The following is a 23,128-nucleotide window of genomic DNA, read 5'->3' as shown; positions in this document are numbered from 1 at the left end:
ATAAGGAGCATATTATGGCCGAAGGATTAAAAATGTTTTACGCGCGTGATGAGCGCAATATACACTCCCGCATTCCTGTAAAAGATATTAAAGAGAGTGATAGAGAGGGACTGATATGTGAGTTCTGCCCCGCTAAAATCAGTTGGGTTAAGCCGCACAAGCGTAACGGCAAGAATATTTCAGCATTTTTACGTTTACAGAAGAATGAGGAACATAGTTTCAATTGTAAAAATAGCGTCAAATCAGCGATTACTTCTCTTGTAGCCCATTCACAAAATATTGAGGACGGAAAACTTCTTCTCGAAGCGCAAGATTCAGCGTTTATCTTCCGGATGAACGTCCTTATTGAAGCCAGCGCCGCTCTAAGAAAAGCCAGTTTTACACCAGAGGAAGAAGCCGATCCGGAAGAGAAAGCACGCAAGCGAATTCGATATAAGAAAACAGAAAAGTGTCTCGCTGATTACTTTAACACGGCTGCAGGCATTGCTAAAATCAGAGCAAAAATAGAGGAAAGCAGCGATAAGAAAACACTATCCGACCTGGTAAAGATAGATTATAACGGCAAGAAAATTAGCTGGAATGACTTTTTCTATGATGAAGACCGTTATCCCATTCTTTTTAAAAAGGCCGCAAAAATCGCTCATCCTGTCGCAATTCTTATAACGGTTAAAAAATCGCAAGAATACATTAATAGTGAAAGATGTAATTTCTACACCCTCAAAGGAGAGGTATGTACACTGGAGCTTGAGGATAAAAGCAAAGAGTTTTTCGCACCAGGTTTAACTTGTAATGATAGTACCTTTTTTGAAAACCTCGAACCCAAAGACGAGATTATTGTTGTCGGTAAAGTACGCCCAACAACAAACCACTGGGGTGAAGGGAAGATCTATAAGAATTTAAATTTTACTATTTTTAACAAAAAACAAATAACACGGTTAAAAGATTGATATACAGCAGATATTGCACTCTGGCAACGGGAAACCATCTGTCTCCCGTTGCCAATTAATCAAGCCCCTAACCGATAATCCCAGTCATCCGAATGAATAACATTACCGTCACGGTAATGCCAGGCAATCTTTTCATAACGAAGCAGAACAAGCTCAAGATGCCCCTGTTTTTCATGATAAGTCTCTTTCACGTCATGCATTAATGAAAACAGCGTGACGACTTTTACCGATTCCAGCGTTATCGTGAAATAGATTTCCTCGTGACCGGCATCATTGATTCTGTAAAGGTCGATAGTTGCTTTCCTGAGCGTACCGCCCGTGCTAAGCGCTTTATAGAGATAAACGCTGGAGGCATCAATTTCCTTTTCAATGAGAAAAGGGCGATGCTGGCGTTTGCTCAACACTCTGCCATTATGCAGGTCAGAATTATAGCTTACGTTATGATAGAGCCCTAAAACCTCAATTTGGTTTTCACGGTCTGTAACTTTCACGCTCCCTTTTATAATATTACCCGCATCGTCAGTTAATGACATATATCCCGGAATGGCCATTTAAATATCCTTATCGAATGGAACAGAGTGTTCAACGGTGGCGATCATAACGGCGAGACATTTTTTACCCTTCGGACTGTTAACCTTAAACATCTCCCTGATTGAATCTACATAAAGCTTATTGCTCTCTGCTTCCGTCTCAGGGAAATTAGCAAAAGCGCAGACTTGTTCAATAGTGAGCAACGGTTTATCGTCTTTTAAAATGGCTAAAACGCCTGCAGGATTATGAGGGATAGCTTCAGAAAGCGCTGCTTTTAAGTCTTCAGCCGTACTGGCGTCCACGCCCGGCTCAAGAGCACTCGCGACAGCTAACCATTTCTGGTTTCCTTTGCTAATCTCTGGGATAACATGATTCCACCATTCCGACTCATCGCTATCATTAGCATATAATTGTGCAACTACATGCCAGGCACCTTTCTCGTTTATCATCTGCAAAAGTTGCTCTGGAGTGTGACTTTTGGCAAATAAAGCCAACGGGAAGTACAATAAGAGCACAATGATATATTTCATGATCGCACCACCAGAATTGTGTCACCCGAATCATAAATCATATGGCGCTTGTCCTGACCGTTCATAATGATGCAACCAGCTGATGCTGAGCCTGGCGGTTGACCTTTTTTATCCCCATGAATTTGAAAATGATCTCTACCAAAGGTATTGGTCCCCGCTATAGGTTCAAGAATAATAGCCTCTGCACTTTTATGATTATTCCACCCGGCAATAAAATAAATACCTCTGGGAATGGGGCCTCTGTTTCGTTGACCTTCACACTCTGGCTTATCTTTCGATTCACCCGCTCCGCTGTAGCAGTTAGCGACAAACACACCATTATGACTCAATACCCCTGTCGAAACTTTATACTTCCATGTCATCAATACCGTCTCCTTTCATAAATAGTCTTTTATCTTATGGCTAATGAGAGCGTTAAAATGACTACGACGGTCACAAAAAATTACGTCCGAAAATAAATAAGCACAAAAAATATAGAAAAATTAATAATAGATAATTTAGATGTATATATTTTTTATATAGACGCCATTTGTTCACACTGAGAATGAGTCTCCCCCTTACACCAGCTTTGCATTTTTGGTGAACTTCCCTCTATCCTTAACCCATGGAAAAAATAGCTGAACTCAAACGCGCCAAGCTGCTGGCGCTGTCGCTGCTGCTGATTGCCGCCGCGGCGTTTATCACCACCCTGTTCCTGCCGCAGACCTTCTGGGTGCGCGGCGTAAAGGCCATTGCCGAGGCGGCGATGGTCGGCGCGCTCGCAGACTGGTTTGCCGTGGTTGCGCTGTTCCGCCGGGTGCCCATTCCATTTATCTCGCGCCATACGGCAATTATCCCGCGCAATAAAGACCGTATCGGCGACAATCTCGGCCAGTTTGTGCAGGAGAAGTTTCTTGATACCCAGTCGCTGGTCGCATTGATTCGCCGCTATGAACCTGCGCAGATGATCGGCGCCTGGTTCAGCAAGCCCGACAACGCCCAGCGCGTCGGGCTGCATTTGATGCAGGTGATGAGCGGTTTTCTCGAACTCACGGACGACGGGCGCATTCAGCGCCTGCTCAAACGGGCGGTGCATAAGGCCATCGACAAGGTTGATTTCACCGAAACCAGCGCAGTGATGCTGGAGAGCATGACCAAAAACAACCGCCACCAGGTGCTGCTGGATGCGATCATCAACCGTCTGATTACCCTGATTCAGCGGGAGAGCACGCGGGACTTTATTGCCGATCAGATTGTCCACTGGCTGAAGACCGAGCATCCGCGCAAAGCGATGGTGCTGCCCACCGAGTGGCTGGGCGATCAAAGCGCGGAGATGGTGTCGAACGCGGTGAACACGCTGCTGGACGATATCAGCCACGACCGCACGCACCAGATCCGCCAGGCGTTCGACCGCGCCACGCTGAAGCTTATCGACAACCTGAAAAACGATCCGGAGATGGCGGCGAAAGCCGACAACATCAAGCACTACCTCAAAAACGATGAGGCGTTTAACCGCTATCTGGGAGAGATGTGGGCTGACCTGCGCCAGTGGCTGAAAGCGGATATGCAAAGCGAGGATTCGCGCGTGAAGCAGCGCATCGCCAACGCCGGGCTGTGGTTTGGCGAAACGCTGTCTAACGACGCCAGCCTGCGGGCGTCGCTGAACGAGCATCTGGAGCAGGCCGCGCACCGCCTCGCGCCGGATTTTGCCGCCTTCCTGACGCGCCACATCAGCGACACGGTCAAAAGCTGGGACGCCAAAGACATGTCACGCCAGATTGAGCTGAACATCGGTAAAGATCTGCAGTTCATCCGCGTCAACGGCACGCTGGTCGGCGGGACGATTGGCCTGATCCTGTTTTTACTCTCGCAGCTGCCTGCCGTGCTGGGACATTAATCTACCTTGGGCGGCGCGATGACGTAGCGCGTCGCTTCGAAGCGATTGAGGATCAGGTGCACCAGGAAGACCATCGTCAGCGTTGCGACCAGCGAAAAGGTGACGGAAGTGATGCGATAGAGATCGCTGAACACCAGGTCAGTGTCCGGGTGCATGTTCTGCCCGAACATAATGCCGATGGTGGTGATGCTGGAAAACCCCACGCCCGCGCCCACCTTTTCCATCACGTGGAGTCGCGCGCCAAACGCCAGCCCGAGGCCGATCAGGGGCATCATCAACAGCATATGGCTGCTGTGATCGTAGAGGATCAGCTGCACCACCAGAATGTAAAGACAGCCCAGCACCACGCCGACCACGCGCCAGATAGAGCTCATCACCGAACCGCGATAGTGCATCGGGAACAGGATCAAAATCCCCGCCATCAGCGCCGAAAGCGAATCGCTTAAGTCGCTAATCTGAAACACCACGAATATCAGCGTCGCGACGGTGCCGGAGAGCAGCGACTCGTGGCGCACGCGGGCATCGTCTTTCTCAATCAGCGGCGGCGGCCTGCGGGGCTCCACGTCAGGCAGGAGATAGTTCATCAGCGCGCTCAGGCACACCGCCATCACGCTCGCTTCGATGTTGGAAAACAGCAGCGTGTGCCAGCTGGTGGTGGGGTAGCTCATAAAGTTGAGCATCACGCTCTGGCACACCACGCCCATTGAGCCAAACAGGAACAGCGGCCCCTTGCTCATAAAGCGAAAGCGCATCACGTACAGGGCGAACACCACCAGCGTCATAATGACCGGCCAATGCGACAGATAGCCGATAATGAAGATCATTTCGACGCAGTTTAGCGCGGCGCTGAAGATAAACTGCTTCGCCACGTGGCGGTTAAACACCGGCACCAGCGACAGGAGCATGATCGGATAGACCACGAAAAATACGCCGTAGCTGGTGTTGTAAAAGCTGGAGATGCTCAGCGCAATCATCCCGGCGAAGACGATACGCAGGGTCTGGCGAAAGTCGTTTGCCGTATAGACGATGTTGCCGTGCGGGGTAAACACCCGCGCCAGGGTGCTAATAGACATAGTGAAGCAGGCTCACCAGGTGGATCTGCATCCCGGAGAAAAAGCGCGCAAACGGCCCCTCGCTGTTATAGAGCTGCACGGTCGCGCGCGCGCCGGTCGGCAGATGCTTCGGCAGCGCCTCGTCCAGCGCAACGTGAATGCGCATGCGCTGGGCGTCACGCACCCAGCGGTTGGAGGTTTCCGGTTCGGACAGCTGGCCGTTCACGGCCTCCTGACCCGCCAGTATCCCCGCGTCGCTGCTGGTCACGTGGGCGCGGAAAACGTGCCCCGGGAAGGCGTCAAACACCACGGCGGCATCGGTGCCCTGATGGGTGTGACGCAGGCTTTTTTCGCGAAAATCGGCCACGATATCGATCTGGTTGTTCACCAGCGCCAGCGCGGCGGAACCCGAGGAGGCGTAAAAGCCCGGGCTTAACTGCAGGTTACTGACCGTGCCGTCCGCCTGGGCGTAGACCTTCGTCCAGCCGAGGTTAAGCTCTGCCTCATCCAGCGCGTTGCGGTATTTTTGCAGCGTCACGTTGCGATGCTCGTCCCGCTCGCCGCGCTGAATACGCAGGTTATGGATATTGGCCTGGATGGAGCTGACGGACTGCTCGCTGCTCTGCCAGGTGGTGCGAACCTTATCCAGATCCGCCTGCGAGACGTTCTGCAAGGTGCTCAGCTTCTGGTAGCGATCGAAGGTCACTTTGTCGTTACGCGCGGTCAGCACGGCGGTTTTCAGGCTGGCCTGCGCGGCGGCGATCTGCGCATCCAGCTGGTCGTTGGAAAGGCGTGCCTGCTCAAGTGCGATTTGCGCCGCTTCCACTTTATTGCGAAACGGCGTGTCGTCGAGCTCAAACAGCAGATCGCCTTTTTTCACCTGGCTGTTGTTGTGGACATGTACCGCCGCCACATAGCCGGAGACGCGCGGAGAAACCGGCGTCACCACGCGCATCACGGTGGAGTCCGGCGTCAGCGGGATCCAGATATCCGCGACGATAAAGTAGACAAACATCAGCAGGAAAGAGGCAATACTCACCCTTACCCAGCGGGCAAACTTTTGTTCAGGGGTCATTATTTTTCGGTCTTGTTATCTTCTTCGCGGATAGTCCGCAAATTGCAGGCGAATTGATTCAGGGTGGCGCTGAAAATGTCGATATGTTCCGGCGCGATGTTTTGCGATACGCGCGCCTGATAGGTCTCAATCACCTGAGTGAGCCTTTTTAATATGGCTTTTCCCTCAGGCGTCAGCGTCAGAAGCCGGATGCGCTTGTCATAAGGCGATACGGAGCGCAGCAGGTAACCCTGCTTTTCCAGCTGTGCCAGGGTGCGCATCAGCGGCGGCAGTTCAATGCCCTGCACCTCCGCCAGCTCACTCACGGAGACGTTATCCCCGAGCTGATGAAGCTGCATCATCACCGTCCAGCTCGACTGGGTTAACCCGGTATCGAGAATGGCGTCGTCGATTACCGCACGCCACTGGCGCACAATCATCGCCATCCGCATGCCCATCGGCCTGCGGCTAAACAGTTCTTCTTCGCTCATGGGGAAACCTCTCGTCACACGCGGTCACGATAATAGTTATCAGGATAAGTATCAAGAAACGAGAGGCGAAAGAGCAGGAATTGCGAAACGACGTCCCCCTCTCCCCGTGGGAGAGGGCTGGGGTGAGGGCACCAGCCCGCAGCGAAGTTTAGCGGCTAAAAAGTCTCTTAACAGCAGCCCTACCTGAAGCCGTCACCACCACCTCCCTGTATCCCGCCACCCGCTGGATCCACCCTTTGCTTTCCAGATGAATGAGCAGCGCCGCGCCCGCCTCACCGCCAAGATGAAACCGCCGCTCGCTCCAGTCCAGACAGGCACAGCAGGCTTTGCGGCGCGGGTGAGCGCTTAACGAAACGCCGAGCTTCAGAAACTGCTCCCGGCCATACAGCGTGAGCGCTGAACCGTCAGCCTCCAGCCAGCCTTCCGCCTGCATAAAATCGTAGATGTGCACCGCAACCGTTCCGGCAAGATGGTCGTAACAGGTTCGGGCCTCGCGCATGGCCTTCGGCGCGGTCGTTTCCGGCGGGGTAATGCGGCTCCAGGAGAGCCCCATCATCTGCTCCACCAGCTCCGCCACGTCGTGCCCCGCCAGACGATAATAGCGGTGCCGCCCCTGAGACAGGCAGGTAATCAGCTTTCCCTCCACCAGCCGGGCGAGATGCCCGCTGGCGGTCGACGGCGCAACCTCTGCCGCCGCGCTCAGCTCGGTGGCGGTCCACGCCCGCCCGTCCATCAGCGCGCACAGCATCTTTACGCGCGAGGGATCGGCCATTGCGGCAGCCACCGCGGCAATGGCCTGTTCCAGCGCCGCGCCGTTCTCAGGAGGTAGGCTCGTTTTTAACATGTGTTGCCCAGGGTTCGGTGATCTCTGCGGCCAGCTTATCATCATCCGTCAGCAGAATAAGGTGATTCGCGTGGTCGCTGTACTGGGTAAGGATAGACACGCCGCGTGCCGCCAGCACCGCCGCAATTTCACCCAGCTCGCCGGGGCGCTCCTGCCTGAGTTTCCGGATCACCGGCTTACGCAACGCCTGCACGGTAAACCCGGCGTCGAGCAGCACGCGTCGCGCTTTTTCCCCGTCTTCCACCAGAAAATGGGCATCGGTACCAAATACGCCTCCGCCCTCCAGCCCCACGCCGTTGCGCCCCAGCAGCTGTCCAAAGCGCGCCAGCTCGCCGGGCCTGTCGCTAAAAATCACATGAACGTCATACATCCGCGTGCCCTCCGGTTTCGGAACTGTACTCCCGCACCAGCTGCGCCACCCGAATGCGGTAGTACGCGAAAATCGATTCCCGCCCTTCGGCCTGCGCGGCCTGATGGAAGACGTTCTGCTTCCAGCTACGGACGGCCTCCTCATCCCGCCACCAGGAAAGCGACAGGATTTTGCCGTCGGTCGTCAGGCTCTGGAACCGTTCAATATCAATAAAGCCGTCGATGTCCGCCAGCAAAGGTTTGAGTTCGGCAGCGAGCTGAAGATAGCGCGCCTGATGGGCGGGCGCGGCTTTGGCTTCGAAAATGACTGCAATCATGATGGTCTCTCCGTAGTGATGTTGGGGAGAGAATGCAGGGTAGAGAGGAACGATGCTTCGGCAAAGAGCGAAGCGTTGTGCCGGATGGCGCTGCGCTTATCCGGCCAGTGGGATGATGTAGGCCCGGCAAGCGCAGCGCCACCGGGCAGGTTTTAGCTCAGAATCGACTTCGGCTCCATAAACGCCCGAATTCCCCACTCGCCCATCTCGCGCCCCACGCCGGAGTGCTTAAACCCGCCGAACGGCGCTTTCGGCTCATGGGCCAGGGTGTTCACCAGCACGCGACCGGAAACAATCTGCTGCGCCACGCGTCGCGCGCGGTTCGCATCGCCGCCCAGCACCATCGCGCTCAATCCGTAATCGGTGTCGTTGGCAATGGCGATAGCCTCCGCCTCGTCACGATAGGGGATCGCGCACAGCACCGGGCCGAAAATCTCGTCACGGGCGACCGTCATCTGGTTGTTCACGTCGGCAAACAGCGTCGGGCGCACAAACCAGCCGTCTCGCGTGCCGTCCGGTCTCCCTTCACCACCCGCCAGCAGACGCGCCCCCTCTTCAATACCTTTACGGATATAGCCCTGCACCCGCTGCCACTGCTTTTCGCTGACCATCGGGCCGACGTCCGTCGCGCTATCGCGCGGATCGCCCGATTTCACCGCCGCCACGGCCTGCGCCAGCGCGGTTTCGATCTCAGCCTTGCGCGCCTGCGGCACCAGAATGCGCGTTCCGGCCACGCACGCCTGCCCGCTGTTCATAAACCCGGCCTGAATCACCAGCGGGATCGCCTGCGCCAGATCCACATCATCCAGCAGGATCGTCGGCGATTTACCGCCTAACTCCAGGGTCACGCGCTTAAAGCTCTCCGCCGCGTTGCGCAGGATCGCCTTGCCGGTATTCGTCGAGCCGGTAAACGAGATTTTTGCCACGTCCGGATGGCGGCTGATGGTTTCACCGACGGTTTCGCCGCGCCCGGTGACGATGTTAAACACCCCCGGCGGCAGCGCGGCATCGCGCAGCGCTTCGGTGACAATCCGGGTTTGCAGGGCGCTCATTTCGCTCGGCTTGATGACTGCCGTACAGCCCGCCGCCAGCGCGGCCGCCAGCTTGCCGCAGATAAACCCCGCATCGCTGTTCCACGGCGTGATAAGCCCGGCCACGCCGAGCGGCGTCATCTGCACCGTTGCGGCACCTGCGGGGGTGACAAACTCAAACGCCTCAAGCGCCTCGATGGCCTGAGCAATCACCTCTGCCGGATAGCTTGCCATCCACGCCGAGCGCGAGGCGGGCGCGCCGTACTCTTCAATGACCGCTTCCAGCAGATCGTCGTGACGGGCGGCCACGGCGGCGTGCATGCGTTTTAGCGCCGCGAGGCGTTCCTGCTTTGTGGTCTGCGACCACGCCGGAAACGCAGCTTTCGCCGCCGCAACGGCGCGCTCCGCGTCAACCTCATCCGCCAGACGAACCTGGCCGATGACCTGCGCCGTCGCCGGGTTGTACAAATCAAACCACTCGGTGCCGTGCGGGGTAATAAATTCGCCGTTAATAAAGATCTGTTCGATGGTGTGCATATAAACCTCCTCAGGCTGTGTGAGCACAGTCTGTCACGGCTTCTCCGTTGCGATAATCCACGCTATGCTGCAAGGGTTATTTCGATTTTCAGGATAATCTATGCATCGTTCAGGTCTGACAGAGCTGGAAGTGGTGATGGCGGTCGTGCGGCGCGGCAGCTTTCGCGCCGCCGCGCAGGAGCTGGGCATGTCAGCCACGGCGGTTAGCAACGCCATCGCCGGGCTGGAGAGCCGCCTTGATACCCGCCTTTTTAACCGCACCACCCGCAGCGTGGCGCTCACCGACGCCGGACAGCGCTACGTGGCGCGTATCGGCCCGGCCCTGCAGGAGATCCGTCTCGCCAGCGAGGAGATCCACAGCGACACCGGGGAACCCGCCGGCACGCTGCGTCTGAACGTGCCGAACCATATCGGCGCCCTGTTTCTGGACCAGCTGCTGATAGACTTTATGATCCGCTACCCGAAGATGCGCGTAGAGACCGTCAGCGAAGCGCGAATGATCGACATCGTCGCGGAAGGCTACGACGCGGGGATCCGCCTTGAGGAGTCCGTGCCTCAGGACATGATCGCCGTGCCGCTGACCGGGGAGATCCGCCAGCTGGTCACCGCCACGCCGGACTATTTTGCACGCCACGGCATTCCGCAGACGCCGGACGATCTGCTTTCGCATCAGGGGATTGGCATGCGCATGGCCCACGGCGGGATCTACCGCTGGGAGCTGGCCCGTCGGGGGGAAACGTACGCCCTTGCCGTGCCGCCGCGCTTTGCGACGTCCGATCTTTTTGCCTCGATCCGGGCGGTAAAAGCGGGATTAGGGGTGGGATTTTTGCCGGAACTGTATATCCGGGAAGAGCTGGAGCGTGGAGAGCTGGTGAGCGTCTTAAACGACTGGGCGCAGCCGTTTGCCGGACTGCGCCTGTACTACCCCGGCCATCGCCACGTCCCGCCAGGCCTGCGGGCGCTGGTGGCAACGATCCGCGAGCGCGGGATTATTCCAGGTTAGCCTTGTTCAGCCCGTAAGCCGCGTCCAGCGAGCCGGGTGCCATGCGGGAAGTGATCCCCAGACGGTTCCAGGCGTTGATCGCCACGATGGCGAAGTTCAGCTCTGAAATCTCCACGTCCGAGAAGTGCTCCGCCACGCTGCGGTACAGCGCGTCGCTTACGCCGTGAACGCCAATCTGGGTCAGCGCTTCGGTGAAGGCCAGCGCGGCTTTCTCGCGGGCGCTGAACAGCGGGGACTCGCGCCAGGCCGCCAGATGATACAGGCGCAGCTCGCGCTCGCCGGCAATTTTGGCCTCTTTCGAGTGCATATCCAGGCAGAAGGTACAGCCGTTCAGCTGCGACACCCGAATGTCGATCAGGTGCTTCAGCGCCGGGTCGATGGAGGTTTTTGCCACCTCCATGCTCAGGGCAGACAGCGCGTTGGCGAGGGCGGGTGTAACTTTATGGTGGTTGACGCGAGTGCTCATTGTCTTTCCTCTTTTTGTGCGGCATGTGTCATGCGATGAGGCAAATCTACGCCGTTCATGACATAGTAAAAAGATACAAAAATCGTGAAAAGAGGTAGGACATGAAGCCGGGCTATCACGAGATTTATTCCCGCTATCGCGACAACATCACGCGCGGCGTGCTGAAGCCGGGCGATAAGGTGCCCGCCATCCGCGTGCTGGCGGAAGAGCTGAAGGTAGCGCGTAAAACCGTCGAAACGGCGTATGCCATTCTGACGGGGGAAGGGTATCTGGTGAGCCGGGGCGCGCGCGGCACGCGGGTCAACCCGGATCTGCTGTTGCCGGATAAGAGTGCCCCTGCTGAACAGCCCACCGGCACGCTTCCGGCATCGCTCATCAGCCAGCGCGAGCGGGCCGGGTTTCTGCGCCCCGGCATCCCCGCCCTTGACAGCTTTCCGTATAAAAAATGGCTGCTGCTGGCGGGACAGGCGACGCGCGCCATGCGTCAGGAGGAGATGCTCAATCCGCCCGTTCTGGGCTGGTATCCGCTGCGCCAGGCCATCGCCAGCTATCTTAATATTTCACGCGGGCTGTCCTGCAGCGCCGAACAGGTGCTGATCACCAGCGGCTACAGCGGCAGCCTGCGGCTGATCCTCGACACCCTTGCCAGCCGCAGCGACAAGGTGGTGTTTGAAGATCCGGGCTATTTTATGGGCCAGCAGCTGCTCAAGCGGATCGTGCCGCGCCTGCACACCGTGCCGGTCGATCGCTGCGGCATCGATACGGACTACCTGCTCCGTCACCATCGCGATGCGCGTTTTGCCATCGTCACCCCATCGCACCAGAGCCCGCTGGCGGTAACGCTCTCCCTGCCGCGCAAGCAGCAGCTGCTCGACTGGGCCAGCCAGAACGAGGCGTGGATTATCGAAGACGATTACGACGGCGAGTTTCACTACACCCGCAAGGTGCTGCCGTCGCTGAAAAGTCTCGATCGGCACGACCGGGTGATTTTTATGGGCACCTTCAGTAAAACCATCATGCCGTCGCTGCGCTTGGGCTACGTGGTGATGCCCGCCAGCACCGTCGGGGCCTTTACCGACTGCGCGGACATTACCACCAGCGGCCAGCCGGTGCTGACGCAAAAGATCCTCACCGCCTTTCTCAACGAAGGGCATTTTTTCCGTCACCTGAAAAAGATGCGCGCGCTGTATCAGACCCGCCGCGACTGGATGATTGCAGCCCTGCGCGAGGTGTATGGCGATCTGTTTTTCACCGAGCAAAATGACGGCGGGATGCATATCGTGGCGTTCCTGACCAGAGGAAGCCGTGACCGGGAAGTGGCACGCTGCTGGCAGGAACAGCAGCTGCAGGTGAATGCGCTTTCGGAGTGGTATCGCGGGTCGGGCAAACGCTACGGGCTGGTGATGGGCTATAACAACGTGCGGTCGTATGAAGAGGCGGTGGAATTGCTGGAAAGGCCGAAGCGGCAGACGCTTGCGCTGCTGAGCTGAACATCGCCGGGTGCGCTGCGCTCGCCCGGCGATGACGTGGCTCATACATCATTCCGCGACAACCCAACGTCCTTAAGCTGCTCGTCGCTCATCCGGCTCAGGATGCGGCGGGTGCGGTTGATGCGATACCAGCGGCAGATCGTTTTGCCGATCCAGACAAACACAATAAACGGACGTTTTGAACGATTCTCGTAGAATTCCATGATGCTCTCCTCACTGTGTCAGTGGGGTTATCATCCCGGAAATCGGCCTGTGCAATACAGATGCAAAAACACCTTTTGTTTAACATACAGATCCGCTAAAACAGTATCTGCATGCCAATTTTCGCAGCAATCTGTACTGGTTTCATAATCTGTATGGTGAAAACAAAGGATACAGCATGACGCGCTACCAACATCTGGCCAATCTTCTGGCGGAACGCATTCAACAAGGGCTGTATCGCAGCGGCGAACGTCTGCCGTCGGTGCGTGCGCTGAGCCAGGAGCACGGCGTAAGCATCAGCACCATACAGCAGGCCTACCAGATCCTCGAAAACCTCCAGCTGATCACCCCTCAGCCGCGCTCCGGCTATTTTGTCTCGCAGCGCAAGGCCCAGCCGCCGGTTCCGGCCATGACGCGACCGGTGCAGCGCCCCGTGGACGTCACCCAGTGGGATGAGGTGATGATGCTGCTGGACGCCCGCGCCGACAAAGAGATGATCTCCTTTGGCGGCGGCTCGCCGGACATTAACCAGCCGAGCCTGAAGCCCCTGTGGCGCGAGATGAGCCGCATAGCGCAGCATAACCCTGCCGAGATGCTGAGCTATGACGTGCTCGACGGCCGCCTGGAGCTGCGCGAGCAGATCGCCCGTCTGATGCTGGACGGCGGCTCCACCGTGGCAGCGAACGAGATTGTCATCACCAACGGCTGCCACGGCGCGCTGTCGATCGCCCTGCTCTCGGTGTGCAAGCCGGGGGATATCGTGGCGGTAGAATCACCGTCGTTTCACGGCACCATGCAGATGCTGCGCGGGTTTGACATCAAGGCGATTGAAATTCCCACCGACTCTGAAACCGGGATCAGCATCGAGGCGCTCGAGCTCGCGCTGGAGCAGTGGCCGATCAAGGCGGTGATCCTGGTACCCAACTGCAACAATCCGCTCGGGTTTATCATGCCGGAAGCGCGGAAAAAGCAGGTCTTAGCCCTGGCGCAGCGGCACGATATCGTGATCGTGGAAGATGATATTTACGGCGAGCTGGCGGCGGAGTACCCGCGTCCGCGTACCATTCACTCGATGGATATCGACGGCCGCGTGATCCTCTGCAGCTCGTTTACCAAAACCGTGGCGCCGGGCCTGCGCGTCGGCTGGATTGTGCCGGGGCGCTATTACGACCGGGTGATGCACATGAAATACGCCGCGGGCGGGTTTAACGTACCAGGCACGCAGATGGCGGTGGCGGCGTTTATTCGCGACGGCCATTACCATCGCCACGTGCGCCGTATGCGTCAAATTTATCAGCAGAATATGGAAACCTACACCTGCTGGGTGCGGCAGTATTTTCCGGCAGAGATTTGCGTCACGCGCCCTCAGGGAAGCTTCCTGCTGTGGATTGAACTGCCGGAGAAGGTCGACATGGTGTGCGTCAGCAAGCAGCTGTGTCGGCTGAAGATCCAGGCCGCAGCCGGGTCGCTGTTTTCCGCCTCCGGGAAGTACCGCAACTGTCTGCGGATCAACGTGGCGCTGCCGCCGACGGAGAAGAATCGCGAGGCGTTGAAGAAGATGGGTGAAGCGATTGTGATTGCGATGGAGGAGGGCTAGCGCGGCCTGATGCCCTCACCCCGGCCCTCTCCCACAGGGAGAGGGAGAAAACCGTGCCGCACTACTCGTCGAAGTACCAGTACCCCTGGTTAATCAGCCCGGTAAGCTCTTCAACAAACGCCGGGTTATTCAGCGCATCGCCCAGCTCGGCCTGACCGAGTTCGGTGTAGCGGCACAGCGCATCCGCCGCTTTCGCGTCTACCGTCTCCAGCTGTTCGCTGTTGATGAAGAAGCTGCCGTTAATGTTTAGAACGCGCAGACCGCTCAGGCGAGACAGCGTTTCGCCGCCCTGCAGCGCGTCCAGCACCTCTTCCGGCGCGTACGGCGGCTCGGCGGCGGCGATATCCAGCTCGTGGCGCGGGGTGGAGACAAAGCTGCCGAACCATTTTGTGAAATCATCCGGCTTGCTAATCATGTCGATCATCATCTGACGAATGCGATCCAGTTCGTACTGCTCCACGCGGCCCGGATGTTCGCGACAGGTCAGATCCGGATCGCTGTAGTGCTCGCCGCCCAGATCGTTTTCCAGCGCGTAGTCGGCGAAGCTGCTGATCAGATCGCGACCGTTCGGCCCGCGGAAGCCAACGGAGTAGTTGAGCGCCGTTTCATGGGTAAATCCGTCGTGCGGGAATCCAGGCGGGATGTAGAGGATATCGCCCGGGGCCAGATCTTCGTCGATGATCGGCTCGAACGGATCGACATGCAGCAGCGCCGGATGCGGGCAGAACTGACGCATCGGCAGCTTGTCGCCAACGCGCCAGCGGCGGCTACCCATCCCCTGAATGATAAATACGTCGTACTGATCGATATGCGGACCCACGCCGCCGCCCGGCACGGAGAAGGAGATCATCAGGTCGTCCAGCCGCCAGTCCGGCAGGACGCGGAACGGACGCACGAGCTCCGCGGCAGGCATATGCCAGTGGTTCACCGCCTGCGCCAGCAGCGACCAGCCGGTTTCACCCAGATCGTCAAAGTGCTCAAACGGACCATTGCTGGCCTGCCATTTGCCGTTGAAATGGCTCACCAGACGGCTATCGACTTCCGGCTCCATCGCCAGCCCTGCCAGCTCGTCCGGAGTAATCGGGTCGACAAAATTCGGGAAGGCATTTTTCAGCACTACGGGTTGTTTTTGCCAGTATTTCTCAAGAAATTCCGGCCAGTTCAGGTTCAGTTGATACGCCATGGGTAGCACCAGTGAGAGGGGAAACAGGCGCGATTATAGGCAAGAAGGCAGAGGGGGAACTTGTCATGGGTCAAACGAGGGCGTGTAGGTCGGGTAAGGCGAAGCCGCCACCCGACTCAAACACGCCGCGAAAACTTAATCCAGCTTCAGCTCGTCATAATGGGTAATCAGTTTACCCACGATGCCGTAGTCCAGCGCTTCTGCCGGAGACATCCAGAAGTTGCGATCGGTGTCTTTTTTCACTTTTTCCAGCGGCTGGCCGGTGGCGTCGGCGATCAGCTTGTTCACGCGATCCAGCATGCGGATGATCTCGCGCGCTTCGATCTCAATATCCGTCGCCTGACCGCGCACGCCGCCGAGCGGCTGGTGGATCATAAAGCGGGTATTTGGCAGCGAGTAGCGGTGCTCTTTCTTCGCCGCCAGGAAGATGGTGATCCCGGCGCTCGCCACCCAGCCGGTGCCGATGACGTGCACTTCCGGGCGGATGAATTTGATGAAGTCGTGGATGGTATCTCCCGCTTCCACGTGGCCGCCCTGGCTGTTGATGTACAGCTTGATCGGATCGTTGCTGACGCTTTGCAGCAGGATCATCTGGGTGATGACCTTCTGCGCCAGCTCCTGGTTGATCTCACCGGAGATCACAATCGAACGAGACTCCAGCAGTTTTTGCTGCAGAGCGCCCGCGCCGTTTGACCCTTCCGCTTTTTCCTTGTCGCTATCTTTCAGTGTGTAGTGCATTGTTATTTCCTCAGCTTGTCGCGCTCAAAACCAGAGTGTAGCCTGTTTTACCGGTGAAAGTCCTCACAGACAAATAACGAGGGAGCTTATGAATATTGCCCATGTCGCACTCTGGACCCGCAGCCTGAACGCGCAGGTTCAGTTCTGGGAAACGGTGTTTGGTGGCCGCAGTAACGAACGCTACGTCAGTAAAAATCGTCCCGGTTTCGAATCACATTTTATTACGCTGGATAACGGGCCGACCATCGAGCTGATGACGCTGCCGGATCTGCCCGACGCCCCTGCGCACCCGGAGTTTATCGGCTGGGCGCATATCGCCATCAACGTCGGCAGCAAAGCGCAGGTCGACAGCATGGCCGGGCGGGCACAGGCAAACGGCACGCTGCTCAGCGCCCCGCGCATGACCGGGGACGGCTTCTATGAAGCGGTAATTGCGGATCCGGACGGCAACCGCATCGAGCTTGTGGGTGCATAAAATCAGCGTTTCGTTCCTTAACCGCCCCGGTCACGTATCGCTATACTTCATCTTCATACGGTTATCATATTGTTAAATGATAATGATAGTTAATGTGTTAAGATGAAAGTCAGCATAAACAGTCCCTTACGTAACCGGCGGGATTGTTTGCATCCTCGACATGTAAATCAGCACCGGGGCGGTGAATGGAACACATTGTGTATGTGGTTGATGACGATGACGCGGTCAGACAGTCCGTGATCGGGCTGCTGGATTCGGCGGACCTGAACGCCGTCGGCTTTTCATCGGCAGAAGCGTTTCTTCAACACCGCTTTGAAGAGCTCCCGTCGTGCGTGGTCCTCGATATGCAAATGCCCGCCATTTCGGGCTTTGAGGTGGCTGATGCCCTTAAGGACAGCGGGCGCGAAATCCCGATTATTTTTCTTACCGGCCACGGCACTATCCCGATGTCGGTGCGCGCCATTAAAGGCGGCGCGTACGAATTTCTCACCAAGCCCGTCGAATCCACCGCGCTTATCGACGCCATCGAGTCCGCGCTTCAGCTGGCGGAACACAACGCCGAGCGCAATAAAGAGCACTACGCCCTGAAGCAGCGCCACATGTCCCTCACCCCGCGCGAGCACGAGGTGCTGACGCTGGCGATAAGCGGCATGCTGAACAAGCAGATTGCCGCCGAGCTGGGCGTCAGCGAGATCACGGTGAAGGTGCACCGTCGCCGCGTGATGGAGAAAATGCAGGTGCGCTCCGTGGCGGAGCTGGTCAGGGCCGTTGAGCGCCTGACCTCAAGCCTGCCAGCGGAGTAACGCTTACCCTTCCTGCGCCGCCAGCGGCAGCGCAAACGCAAACACCGTGCCGTACGGCTCCCGGCGGCGCGCGCTCAGCTTCCCGCAGTGGCGCTCGATGATGCTGGCGCTGATGGTCAGCCCCATCCCCATCCCCTGCGCTTTGGTGGAGTAGAACGAATCAAAAATCTGCTCCAGCCGCTCGGGCTCAATGCCACTCCCGGTATCGGCGATCTCGACGATCACTTTCCCGTCCGCGTTGGCGGTGCTGAGGGTAATGGTACTGGCGCGATCCTTCACCTCGGTCATCGCCTCAACCGCATTCATCACCAGATTGAGCAGCACCTGCTGGATCTGCACGCTATCGCCGGTGATAAAGCTGTCCTGCGCCCTTAACAGATAATCAACGCTAATGTGTCTTTGCTCCAGCTCGCTGCGCGAGAGCGTGATGATATGGTGGATCAGGTAGTGCATGTCGATGCGCGAGAAGGTGGGATCCTGCTTGCGGGTCAGGGACTGAATGCTGCGAATGATCTCCCCCGCCCGCGCGCCTTCCGCGGCGATCTCCTCCAGCCCTTCGCGCACTTTATCCAGCCGGGCGGGCTCGCGGTTGAGCCAGCGCAGGCTCGCCCCGGCGTTCGAGACGATCGACATCAGCGGCTGATTGATCTCGTGGGCAATGGAGGAGGTCAGCTGTCCGACGGTGGTGGCCCGGGACACCCGCGCCAGATCCGCCTGCGCAACCCGCATCGCATCCTCCGCGGCGCGCTGGCTGGTGATATCGGTGATGATGCCGTAATACTCATTCACCTCGCTGCCCACGCCCACCGGATCGCCAATCCCGAGTATGTAGCGCGTGGAGCCGTCGGTACGCTTAACGCGAAACTCCGCGCGCATGGAGAGCCCGTCGCGCACGCTTTGGGTGACGATGGCGCTGATGCGGGCGTAATCGTCCTCATGGACGAAGGTCAAAAACTCCGCCATGGAGATCGTCTTTTGCCGCTCGGGCAGGCCGAGAATGCGGGCGTACTCTTCCGAGACAAACATCAGATCCTGCTCCAGCTCCCAGCGCCAGCTGCCGGTGTGGCTGATCTGCTCGCCGAGCATCAGCGAGGTCTGGCTGGATCGCAGCTCTTTCTCCACCCGGCGGCGCTGGATGTTCTCCGCCAGCAGCTCGGCGTACAGCCGCGCCGTCTCCAGGGATACCGCGGCCTGCGCGCCCAGCAGGCTCACCACGCGCGAGTGCTCGGCGGTGAAGACCTCCGGCATCAGGCGGTTTTCCAGGTACAGCACGCCCACCAGCCGCGCCTGTTTGAACATCGGGACGCACATCACCGCCGCCCCCGAGGTCACCAGATAAGGGTCCTGGCTGAAGGGATGGAACTCCTCCGGCCTGCCGGTGCGGATCTCCTGCCCGGTGCGGATCACCGCCGCCAGCACCGACAACGGCAGGTCGGTCGCCGTCGGCACGTCTTTCAGGATCCGCACCCGCACGCCCTCGGTGCTGGTCCAGGCGCTGGCCTCGATCTCCGGAATCAGGCTCTCGCTCACGCGCAGCAGCAGTCCGCGCTGCGCCCCGGCGCGTTCGAGCAGGATAGTCATCAGGTTTTCGATTAAGCGCTCCAGGTTGATTTCTTCCGACAGCGCGCGGGAGGCTTTGATGACGCTCTGGAGATCGCGGATGGTCTCATTCTGGGCGAAAGCCACCGTGTCGTAGGCGCTGGCCTGCCCGGAGGCCAGCAGGTGCGGGAAATCCTGCTCCAGCTGGCGTAGCTTGGCCTGCGCGCCCGCGCGTCCCCAGGCGGCAATTGCGCCGCGGAAGTGGGCGTCCGAGGCGGTCGGGTAGCCGCAGGCCAGCGCAAAGCGCCCCGCCAGCTCGTGGGCCAGAGCGTTGATCGGGTTAAACCCGCCCTCGCGGGAGAGCCGGACCGCCTTCTCGTACTGCTCGAGCGCAATGCTGTTCATCCCGTCCAGACGCACGATTTCGGCGTAGATCAGCGCCTCTTTATCCGCGAACGTGCCGGGATTAACGCGCGCCCAGAGGGCGATTTTGTCGTAGTGGGCGTGAATGCTGCGGCGGTGGTTCGCCGAGAAGCTCTCCGGCGTCAGCTGACGTGACAGCGCCAGGGCGCTGTAGAGATGGTAATCCAGCAGATGGATATGCCCCGGCGCAGACCACGCGTACCAGCCCGCCATCTCGAGATCCGCCTGCGCGTCGGCATATTCGCCGCAGGTAAAGTGCGCCATGCCGCGATACAGCCAGTACCAGAAGAGCATGGTGGAGTTCTTCTCCGGCGCCTGCTCCGGCGACGCGGGAAGCAGCGCCTCCGGCAGCACCTGCGACGCGGTCCAGGTGCCGATGACCGGCGTGCGCAGGAACTCAACGTAGCCGCGCTGGACCATCAGAATGGTCTCCACGTCCTGGAAGTGGGTTTTACGCACGAACGCCAGGCCGCGCTCGATGCTGGTCAACACCCCGTCCAGGTGATCGCCCCGCGAGAGGAAGTTAATCACCTGGTGGCAGGCCGCAAAGCAGGCCATCGTCATATCCCCGTGGGTCACCGCCGAGGTGAAGCAGGCCTTCGCGCATTCGATGGTAAACGATAAAGGCTGGGTCCAGACGCTGAGCTGGTCGAGCGGCAGCAGGGTTTTGGCTTCGAACGCGTCGTAGCCGTGGCGATTCACCAGCTCGCGGGCAAGGGTGCCGTACTGGAACCCGAGGCGGTACTCGGCGTAGCGGTGGCCAATCAGCACGCCAAACCAGGCCATCGCCGTGGTGGAGGCGCCGGTAATGCCGTGGTCGAGGGTCAGGTGCATCATGCGGCAGAGCAGCAAAAAGTGCAGGCGCGGGCAGATGAAGCTGGCGCAAATGCTGGCGCTGTAGAGCAGGTTCATCACCGCTTCGGTTTCCGGGTTATCCAACCGCGACAGCTGGGCAAACAGGTTTTGCGGCGCGTCGGCCGTGCGGTTGCAAAAGAGCGCCCAGGCCTCGTCGCAGTCGGCATCTTCCGGATAGCGGCTAATCTGAATACCGAAAATCCCCAGCCAGCAGAGCGCCGCCTCCAGCGCCAGACGGCTGTCCGACTGACGAATGTACACCTCCACCAGCAGGTTGGCCGCCAGCGCCTTTTCTGTCAGCCCGCCTGGGCAGCCGAGAATGGCGTCACACAGCTCGCGGGTGCGCTCCAGATGCCCCAGCGCAAACTCGCAGCCCGCCTCTTCGATATCGAGCATAAAGTCCGACACCGTCCCGGCGTTGCCCAGCGCTCTGGCGGTCTGGATATAGCCAAGCGCCGAAAGGTAATCCCCCGAGCGCTTCGCGCGCCGCGCGGCCAGCAGGCTCAGCTCGCGGAACATCTCCCGCTGCGGGGCGGGCTGGATGCTGTCCAGCGCGGCCGTGACGTGGTGAACGGCACGGAACAGCAGCTCATTCCCCGCCGCCTGACGCGCGGCGTCGGCAAGCAGGCTGGCGGTGGTCAGGTGAATATGGCTTCTCTCATGCCGATCGAGCAGCGCAAAGGCCGCCTCCTGCACCCGGTCATGAGTGAAGGCGTACTTTTTTTCCGCCAGCACGATGAGCTGGGCCATCACCGCCGGGTGCAGCGCATAGCGCATTTCCGCCATCGACATGCCGACCACGCGGCAGATCATCTCCATCTCGCCCGTGCCGCCGAGGCAGGCGATGCTGCCCAGCAGGCGGCGCGTTTCGTCGGGCAGCTCTTCGAGCTGCTCCAGCACCAGGGTGACGACGTTTTCGGTGTAATGCCTGGCGCGGATCGCCTGCAGATCGTAGTGCCACTTGTCCTGATATTTGTTGTGCACTACCAGGCCGTCATCCACGATGCGGCGGAAAAACTCGTGCACAAAGAGCGGGTTGCCGCCCGTCTTCTCGTGGATCAGCGTGGCGAGATCGGTCGTCGCCGCGCTGCGGGTGCGAAATACCGTCGCCAGCCAGCGCGCCACCGCTTTCACGGAAAGCGCCTGCGGAACAATCTCGCTCGCGTTTTGTGCCGCCTCCGGCAGGCCCGCCAGCAGCGCCTGCAGGGCGGCGTCGGACACGGCGCTGATATCCCGGTGGGCCGCGACCACCAGCAGCGGAACAGCGCCGCAGTTCATCAGCAGGTATTTAAGCGTATGCAGGCTGGCGGCGTCGCTCCACTGGAGGTCGTCGAGCACCAGCACCAGCGGGCAGCCCTGCGAGGCAAAGGTTTTTACCAGCGCCAGCACCATATGGCTGAAGCGCGCCCGGGCATCAATGGAAAACGTATCCGCCGAGAAGCGCGGCTTGCTCTCAAGCAGCAGGCCCAGCTCGGGCACCAGGCTGACGGCCAGCGCCTCGTACCCCTCCAGGGCGCGAGACAGGCGGATTTTCCACTTCGCCACCTCCTCTGCGGGCAGCCCCAGCAGGTGCAGCGTCAGGGTGCGGAACGCGGAGCTTAATACGCCGTAGGGCAGCGACGGCGAAAACTGGTCGACTTTGCCCACCGCCAGCAGCACCGTGCGCTGCTGCAGCGTTTTGAGCGCCGTCGCGATGATCGAAGATTTGCCGATCCCCGACGGCCCGCCGATCGTCACCAGCTCCGGCACCAGGCTCTGCCCCACCCGCTCAAACGCCGCAATAACGTCGTTCGCCTGCGGATGCGTCGCGAACAGGGAGTCCGCCAGATGGATCGCCGGGGTGCGGTCCTGCTGGCCGGGGGTAAAGGCGACGATTTCGCCCTCGCAGGTCAGCGTCGCCTGGCAGCGGCGAAGGTCGGCAATCAATCCGTCGACCGTCTGGTAGCGGTTATCGGGGTGCTTTTCCAGCAGCTTCAGGATGATGGTCGACAGCATTCCCGGCACGTCCGGGCGGATCGCGTCCGGGGCCAGCGGCGCGGAGGCAATATGGTAGTGCGCCCAGTTGGTCTGCTCGTCCTCCCCCAGCTCAAACGGCAGGCGTCCGGTCAGGAGTTCATACAGCACCATGCCGAGGCTGTAGAGATCGCTGCGGCCGTCGACGGGGCGCTGGGTGCGGGTGGTGTGCTCCGGCGACATATAGGCGGGCGTGCCCCCTGAAACAGGAAGCCGGGTCTGGGTGACGGCATCGGAAAGACTGCTGGAAAGGCCAAAGCTGCCCAGACGGCAGGTGGCATCGTGATGAACAAAAATACTGCCGGGCTTGATATCGCCGTGGATCAGGTTTTGCAGATGCATCTGGCGCAGGGGAACGCAGATCTGGATCGCCATCTCGAGAAAGCGCGCGATCCCCGAGATCGCTCTGCCCGCGCGCCGCGCCAGCAGCTCAAACGAAAACGGGGCGTACACCAGCGCGAAGCGCCCCCGGTACTGGGTGGACGCAACGGCGCGGATGGCCCAGCTGTCCTGCAGCGCGTCGCGCAGCGCAAACTCGTTTTTAAGCAGCCGGGTGGCCCGCTCTTCCTCTTCGTCGCTCACCGCGGTGGCGATAATGAACGAACCGCCGGAGTGAGGATGTCGCGCGTGCATCCAGGCGATTCCGCCCTCCTGCGCCAGCACGGTAAAAATCACATCCTCTTTAAGGACAAAAACCCGCCCCTGATGAAGATTCCCCTGGGCGGGCCAGAATGCAGGCTGCTCGTGTTCGTTCATCCGCGAT

22 protein-coding genes are annotated in these 23,128 nt (G+C 59.1%); 7 read left to right on the top strand and 15 right to left on the bottom strand.

Features of this window, described 5'->3' with window-relative positions; translation table 11 throughout:
* The first annotated feature begins 14 nt into the window (after positions 1-14).
* Positions 15-947, top strand: coding sequence for a hypothetical protein (locus ACMWLG_RS21880; protein ID WP_045404516.1), 933 nt, complete (start codon positions 15-17; stop codon positions 945-947).
* A gap of 59 nt (positions 948-1,006) precedes the next feature.
* On the opposite strand, the gene tssD is transcribed toward ACMWLG_RS21880, so the two are convergent.
* The 3 genes from tssD to ACMWLG_RS21865 are packed head-to-tail and all read right to left on the bottom strand — an operon-like array spanning position 1,007 to position 2,370.
* Positions 1,007-1,498 (bottom strand): type VI secretion system tube protein TssD, encoded by a 492-nt coding sequence (tssD, locus tag ACMWLG_RS21875; protein ID WP_045404518.1) that lies wholly within the window; start codon positions 1,496-1,498, stop codon positions 1,007-1,009.
* Positions 1,499-2,008 (bottom strand): hypothetical protein, encoded by a 510-nt coding sequence (locus ACMWLG_RS21870; RefSeq protein ID WP_023310259.1) that lies wholly within the window; start codon positions 2,006-2,008, stop codon positions 1,499-1,501.
* Entirely contained in the window at positions 2,005-2,370 is a 366-nt protein-coding gene (locus ACMWLG_RS21865; RefSeq protein WP_045404521.1) for a tlde1 domain-containing protein, read from the bottom strand. Before ACMWLG_RS21865 ends, ACMWLG_RS21870 begins: the two co-directional genes overlap by 4 nt.
* Before the next feature lie 242 nt (positions 2,371-2,612).
* Here ACMWLG_RS21865 and ACMWLG_RS21860 point away from each other — a divergent pair, with 242 nt between their 5' ends.
* Positions 2,613-3,884, top strand: coding sequence for a DUF445 domain-containing protein (locus tag ACMWLG_RS21860; protein ID WP_045404523.1), 1,272 nt, complete (start codon positions 2,613-2,615; stop codon positions 3,882-3,884).
* Here the strand turns inward: ACMWLG_RS21860 and ACMWLG_RS21855 are convergent.
* The 7 genes from ACMWLG_RS21855 to ACMWLG_RS21825 all read right to left on the bottom strand — a co-directional run bounded on the left by ACMWLG_RS21855 (position 3,881) and on the right by ACMWLG_RS21825 (position 9,579).
* Positions 3,881-4,957, bottom strand: coding sequence for a DUF2955 domain-containing protein (locus tag ACMWLG_RS21855; RefSeq protein WP_045404524.1), 1,077 nt, complete (start codon positions 4,955-4,957; stop codon positions 3,881-3,883). The genes ACMWLG_RS21860 and ACMWLG_RS21855 overlap by 4 nt on opposite strands.
* Positions 4,947-6,014, bottom strand: coding sequence for an HlyD family secretion protein (locus tag ACMWLG_RS21850; RefSeq protein ID WP_100245668.1), 1,068 nt, complete (start codon positions 6,012-6,014; stop codon positions 4,947-4,949). The genes ACMWLG_RS21855 and ACMWLG_RS21850 overlap by 11 nt, the downstream gene beginning before the upstream one ends.
* Entirely contained in the window at positions 6,011-6,481 is a 471-nt protein-coding gene (locus ACMWLG_RS21845) for a MarR family winged helix-turn-helix transcriptional regulator (RefSeq protein ID WP_023310254.1), read from the bottom strand. The genes ACMWLG_RS21850 and ACMWLG_RS21845 overlap by 4 nt, the downstream gene beginning before the upstream one ends.
* Positions 6,482-6,629: 148 nt before the next feature.
* On the bottom strand, positions 6,630-7,325 hold the full coding sequence (locus tag ACMWLG_RS21840; protein ID WP_045404530.1) for an ArsR/SmtB family transcription factor: 696 nt from the start codon (positions 7,323-7,325) through the stop codon (positions 6,630-6,632).
* Entirely contained in the window at positions 7,300-7,695 is a 396-nt protein-coding gene (locus ACMWLG_RS21835; RefSeq protein ID WP_045404534.1) for an amino acid-binding protein, read from the bottom strand. The genes ACMWLG_RS21840 and ACMWLG_RS21835 overlap by 26 nt, the downstream gene beginning before the upstream one ends.
* Positions 7,688-8,011, bottom strand: coding sequence for an antibiotic biosynthesis monooxygenase family protein (locus ACMWLG_RS21830; RefSeq protein ID WP_023310251.1), 324 nt, complete (start codon positions 8,009-8,011; stop codon positions 7,688-7,690). The genes ACMWLG_RS21835 and ACMWLG_RS21830 overlap by 8 nt, the downstream gene beginning before the upstream one ends.
* A gap of 152 nt (positions 8,012-8,163) precedes the next feature.
* A complete protein-coding gene (locus tag ACMWLG_RS21825; RefSeq protein ID WP_045404536.1) occupies positions 8,164-9,579 on the bottom strand; it encodes an aldehyde dehydrogenase family protein in 1,416 nt (471 codons plus the stop codon).
* 100 nt (positions 9,580-9,679) lie between these two features.
* On the opposite strand from ACMWLG_RS21825, the gene ACMWLG_RS21820 reads away from it, so the two are divergent.
* The gene (locus ACMWLG_RS21820; RefSeq protein ID WP_045404537.1) at positions 9,680-10,582 is read left to right on the top strand and encodes a LysR family transcriptional regulator; all 903 of its coding nucleotides are present in this window, start codon (positions 9,680-9,682) and stop codon (positions 10,580-10,582) included.
* Here the strand turns inward: ACMWLG_RS21820 and ACMWLG_RS21815 are convergent.
* Positions 10,569-11,048: a carboxymuconolactone decarboxylase family protein gene (locus tag ACMWLG_RS21815; protein WP_014882392.1), complete on the bottom strand. Its 480-nt coding sequence runs from the start codon at positions 11,046-11,048 to the stop codon at positions 10,569-10,571. The genes ACMWLG_RS21820 and ACMWLG_RS21815 overlap by 14 nt on opposite strands.
* 101 nt (positions 11,049-11,149) lie before the next feature.
* Here ACMWLG_RS21815 and ACMWLG_RS21810 point away from each other — a divergent pair, with 101 nt between their 5' ends.
* On the top strand, positions 11,150-12,538 hold the full coding sequence (locus ACMWLG_RS21810) for a PLP-dependent aminotransferase family protein (protein WP_045404538.1): 1,389 nt from the start codon (positions 11,150-11,152) through the stop codon (positions 12,536-12,538).
* 41 nt (positions 12,539-12,579) lie between these two features.
* Here the strand turns inward: ACMWLG_RS21810 and ACMWLG_RS21805 are convergent, their stop codons facing one another.
* Positions 12,580-12,741, bottom strand: coding sequence for a DUF1127 domain-containing protein (locus tag ACMWLG_RS21805; protein ID WP_045404540.1), 162 nt, complete (start codon positions 12,739-12,741; stop codon positions 12,580-12,582).
* A gap of 176 nt (positions 12,742-12,917) precedes the next feature.
* Here ACMWLG_RS21805 and ACMWLG_RS21800 point away from each other — a divergent pair, with 176 nt between their 5' ends.
* Positions 12,918-14,336 carry a PLP-dependent aminotransferase family protein gene (locus ACMWLG_RS21800; RefSeq protein ID WP_045404543.1) on the top strand — a complete coding sequence of 473 codons (1,419 nt, stop codon included), beginning with the start codon at positions 12,918-12,920 and terminating at the stop codon, positions 14,334-14,336.
* 61 nt (positions 14,337-14,397) lie between these two features.
* Here ACMWLG_RS21800 and ACMWLG_RS21795 read toward each other — a convergent pair whose 3' ends face one another.
* Together ACMWLG_RS21795 and ACMWLG_RS21790 are read right to left on the bottom strand one after the other, a co-directional pair.
* Positions 14,398-15,519, bottom strand: coding sequence for a cupin domain-containing protein (locus ACMWLG_RS21795; protein WP_045357385.1), 1,122 nt, complete (start codon positions 15,517-15,519; stop codon positions 14,398-14,400).
* Between the two features lie 135 nt (positions 15,520-15,654).
* Positions 15,655-16,257: an ATP-dependent Clp protease proteolytic subunit gene (locus ACMWLG_RS21790; RefSeq protein WP_023310243.1), complete on the bottom strand. Its 603-nt coding sequence runs from the start codon at positions 16,255-16,257 to the stop codon at positions 15,655-15,657.
* Positions 16,258-16,345: 88 nt separating this feature from the next.
* Between ACMWLG_RS21790 and ACMWLG_RS21785 the strand changes: the two genes are divergently transcribed.
* Together ACMWLG_RS21785 and ACMWLG_RS21780 are read left to right on the top strand one after the other, a co-directional pair.
* On the top strand, positions 16,346-16,732 hold the full coding sequence (locus ACMWLG_RS21785; RefSeq protein WP_023310242.1) for a VOC family protein: 387 nt from the start codon (positions 16,346-16,348) through the stop codon (positions 16,730-16,732).
* A 185-nt stretch (positions 16,733-16,917) separates the two neighbouring features.
* Complete coding sequence (locus tag ACMWLG_RS21780) at positions 16,918-17,535, top strand: response regulator transcription factor (protein ID WP_045357388.1); 618 nt, start codon at positions 16,918-16,920, stop codon at positions 17,533-17,535.
* A gap of 3 nt (positions 17,536-17,538) precedes the next feature.
* Here the strand turns inward: ACMWLG_RS21780 and ACMWLG_RS21775 are convergent, their stop codons facing one another.
* The gene (locus ACMWLG_RS21775; RefSeq protein ID WP_045404546.1) at positions 17,539-23,121 is read right to left on the bottom strand and encodes an ATP-binding protein; all 5,583 of its coding nucleotides are present in this window, start codon (positions 23,119-23,121) and stop codon (positions 17,539-17,541) included.
* Positions 23,122-23,128 lie beyond the last annotated feature (7 nt).

This window comes from Enterobacter sp. 01-M-02-SI-ECC, assembly GCF_047530595.1.
Lineage (GTDB): Bacteria > Pseudomonadota > Gammaproteobacteria > Enterobacterales > Enterobacteriaceae > Enterobacter > Enterobacter cloacae_M.
Note: the sequence above shows the minus strand (reverse complement) of the source record. Positions and strands in the feature narration are given on the sequence as shown.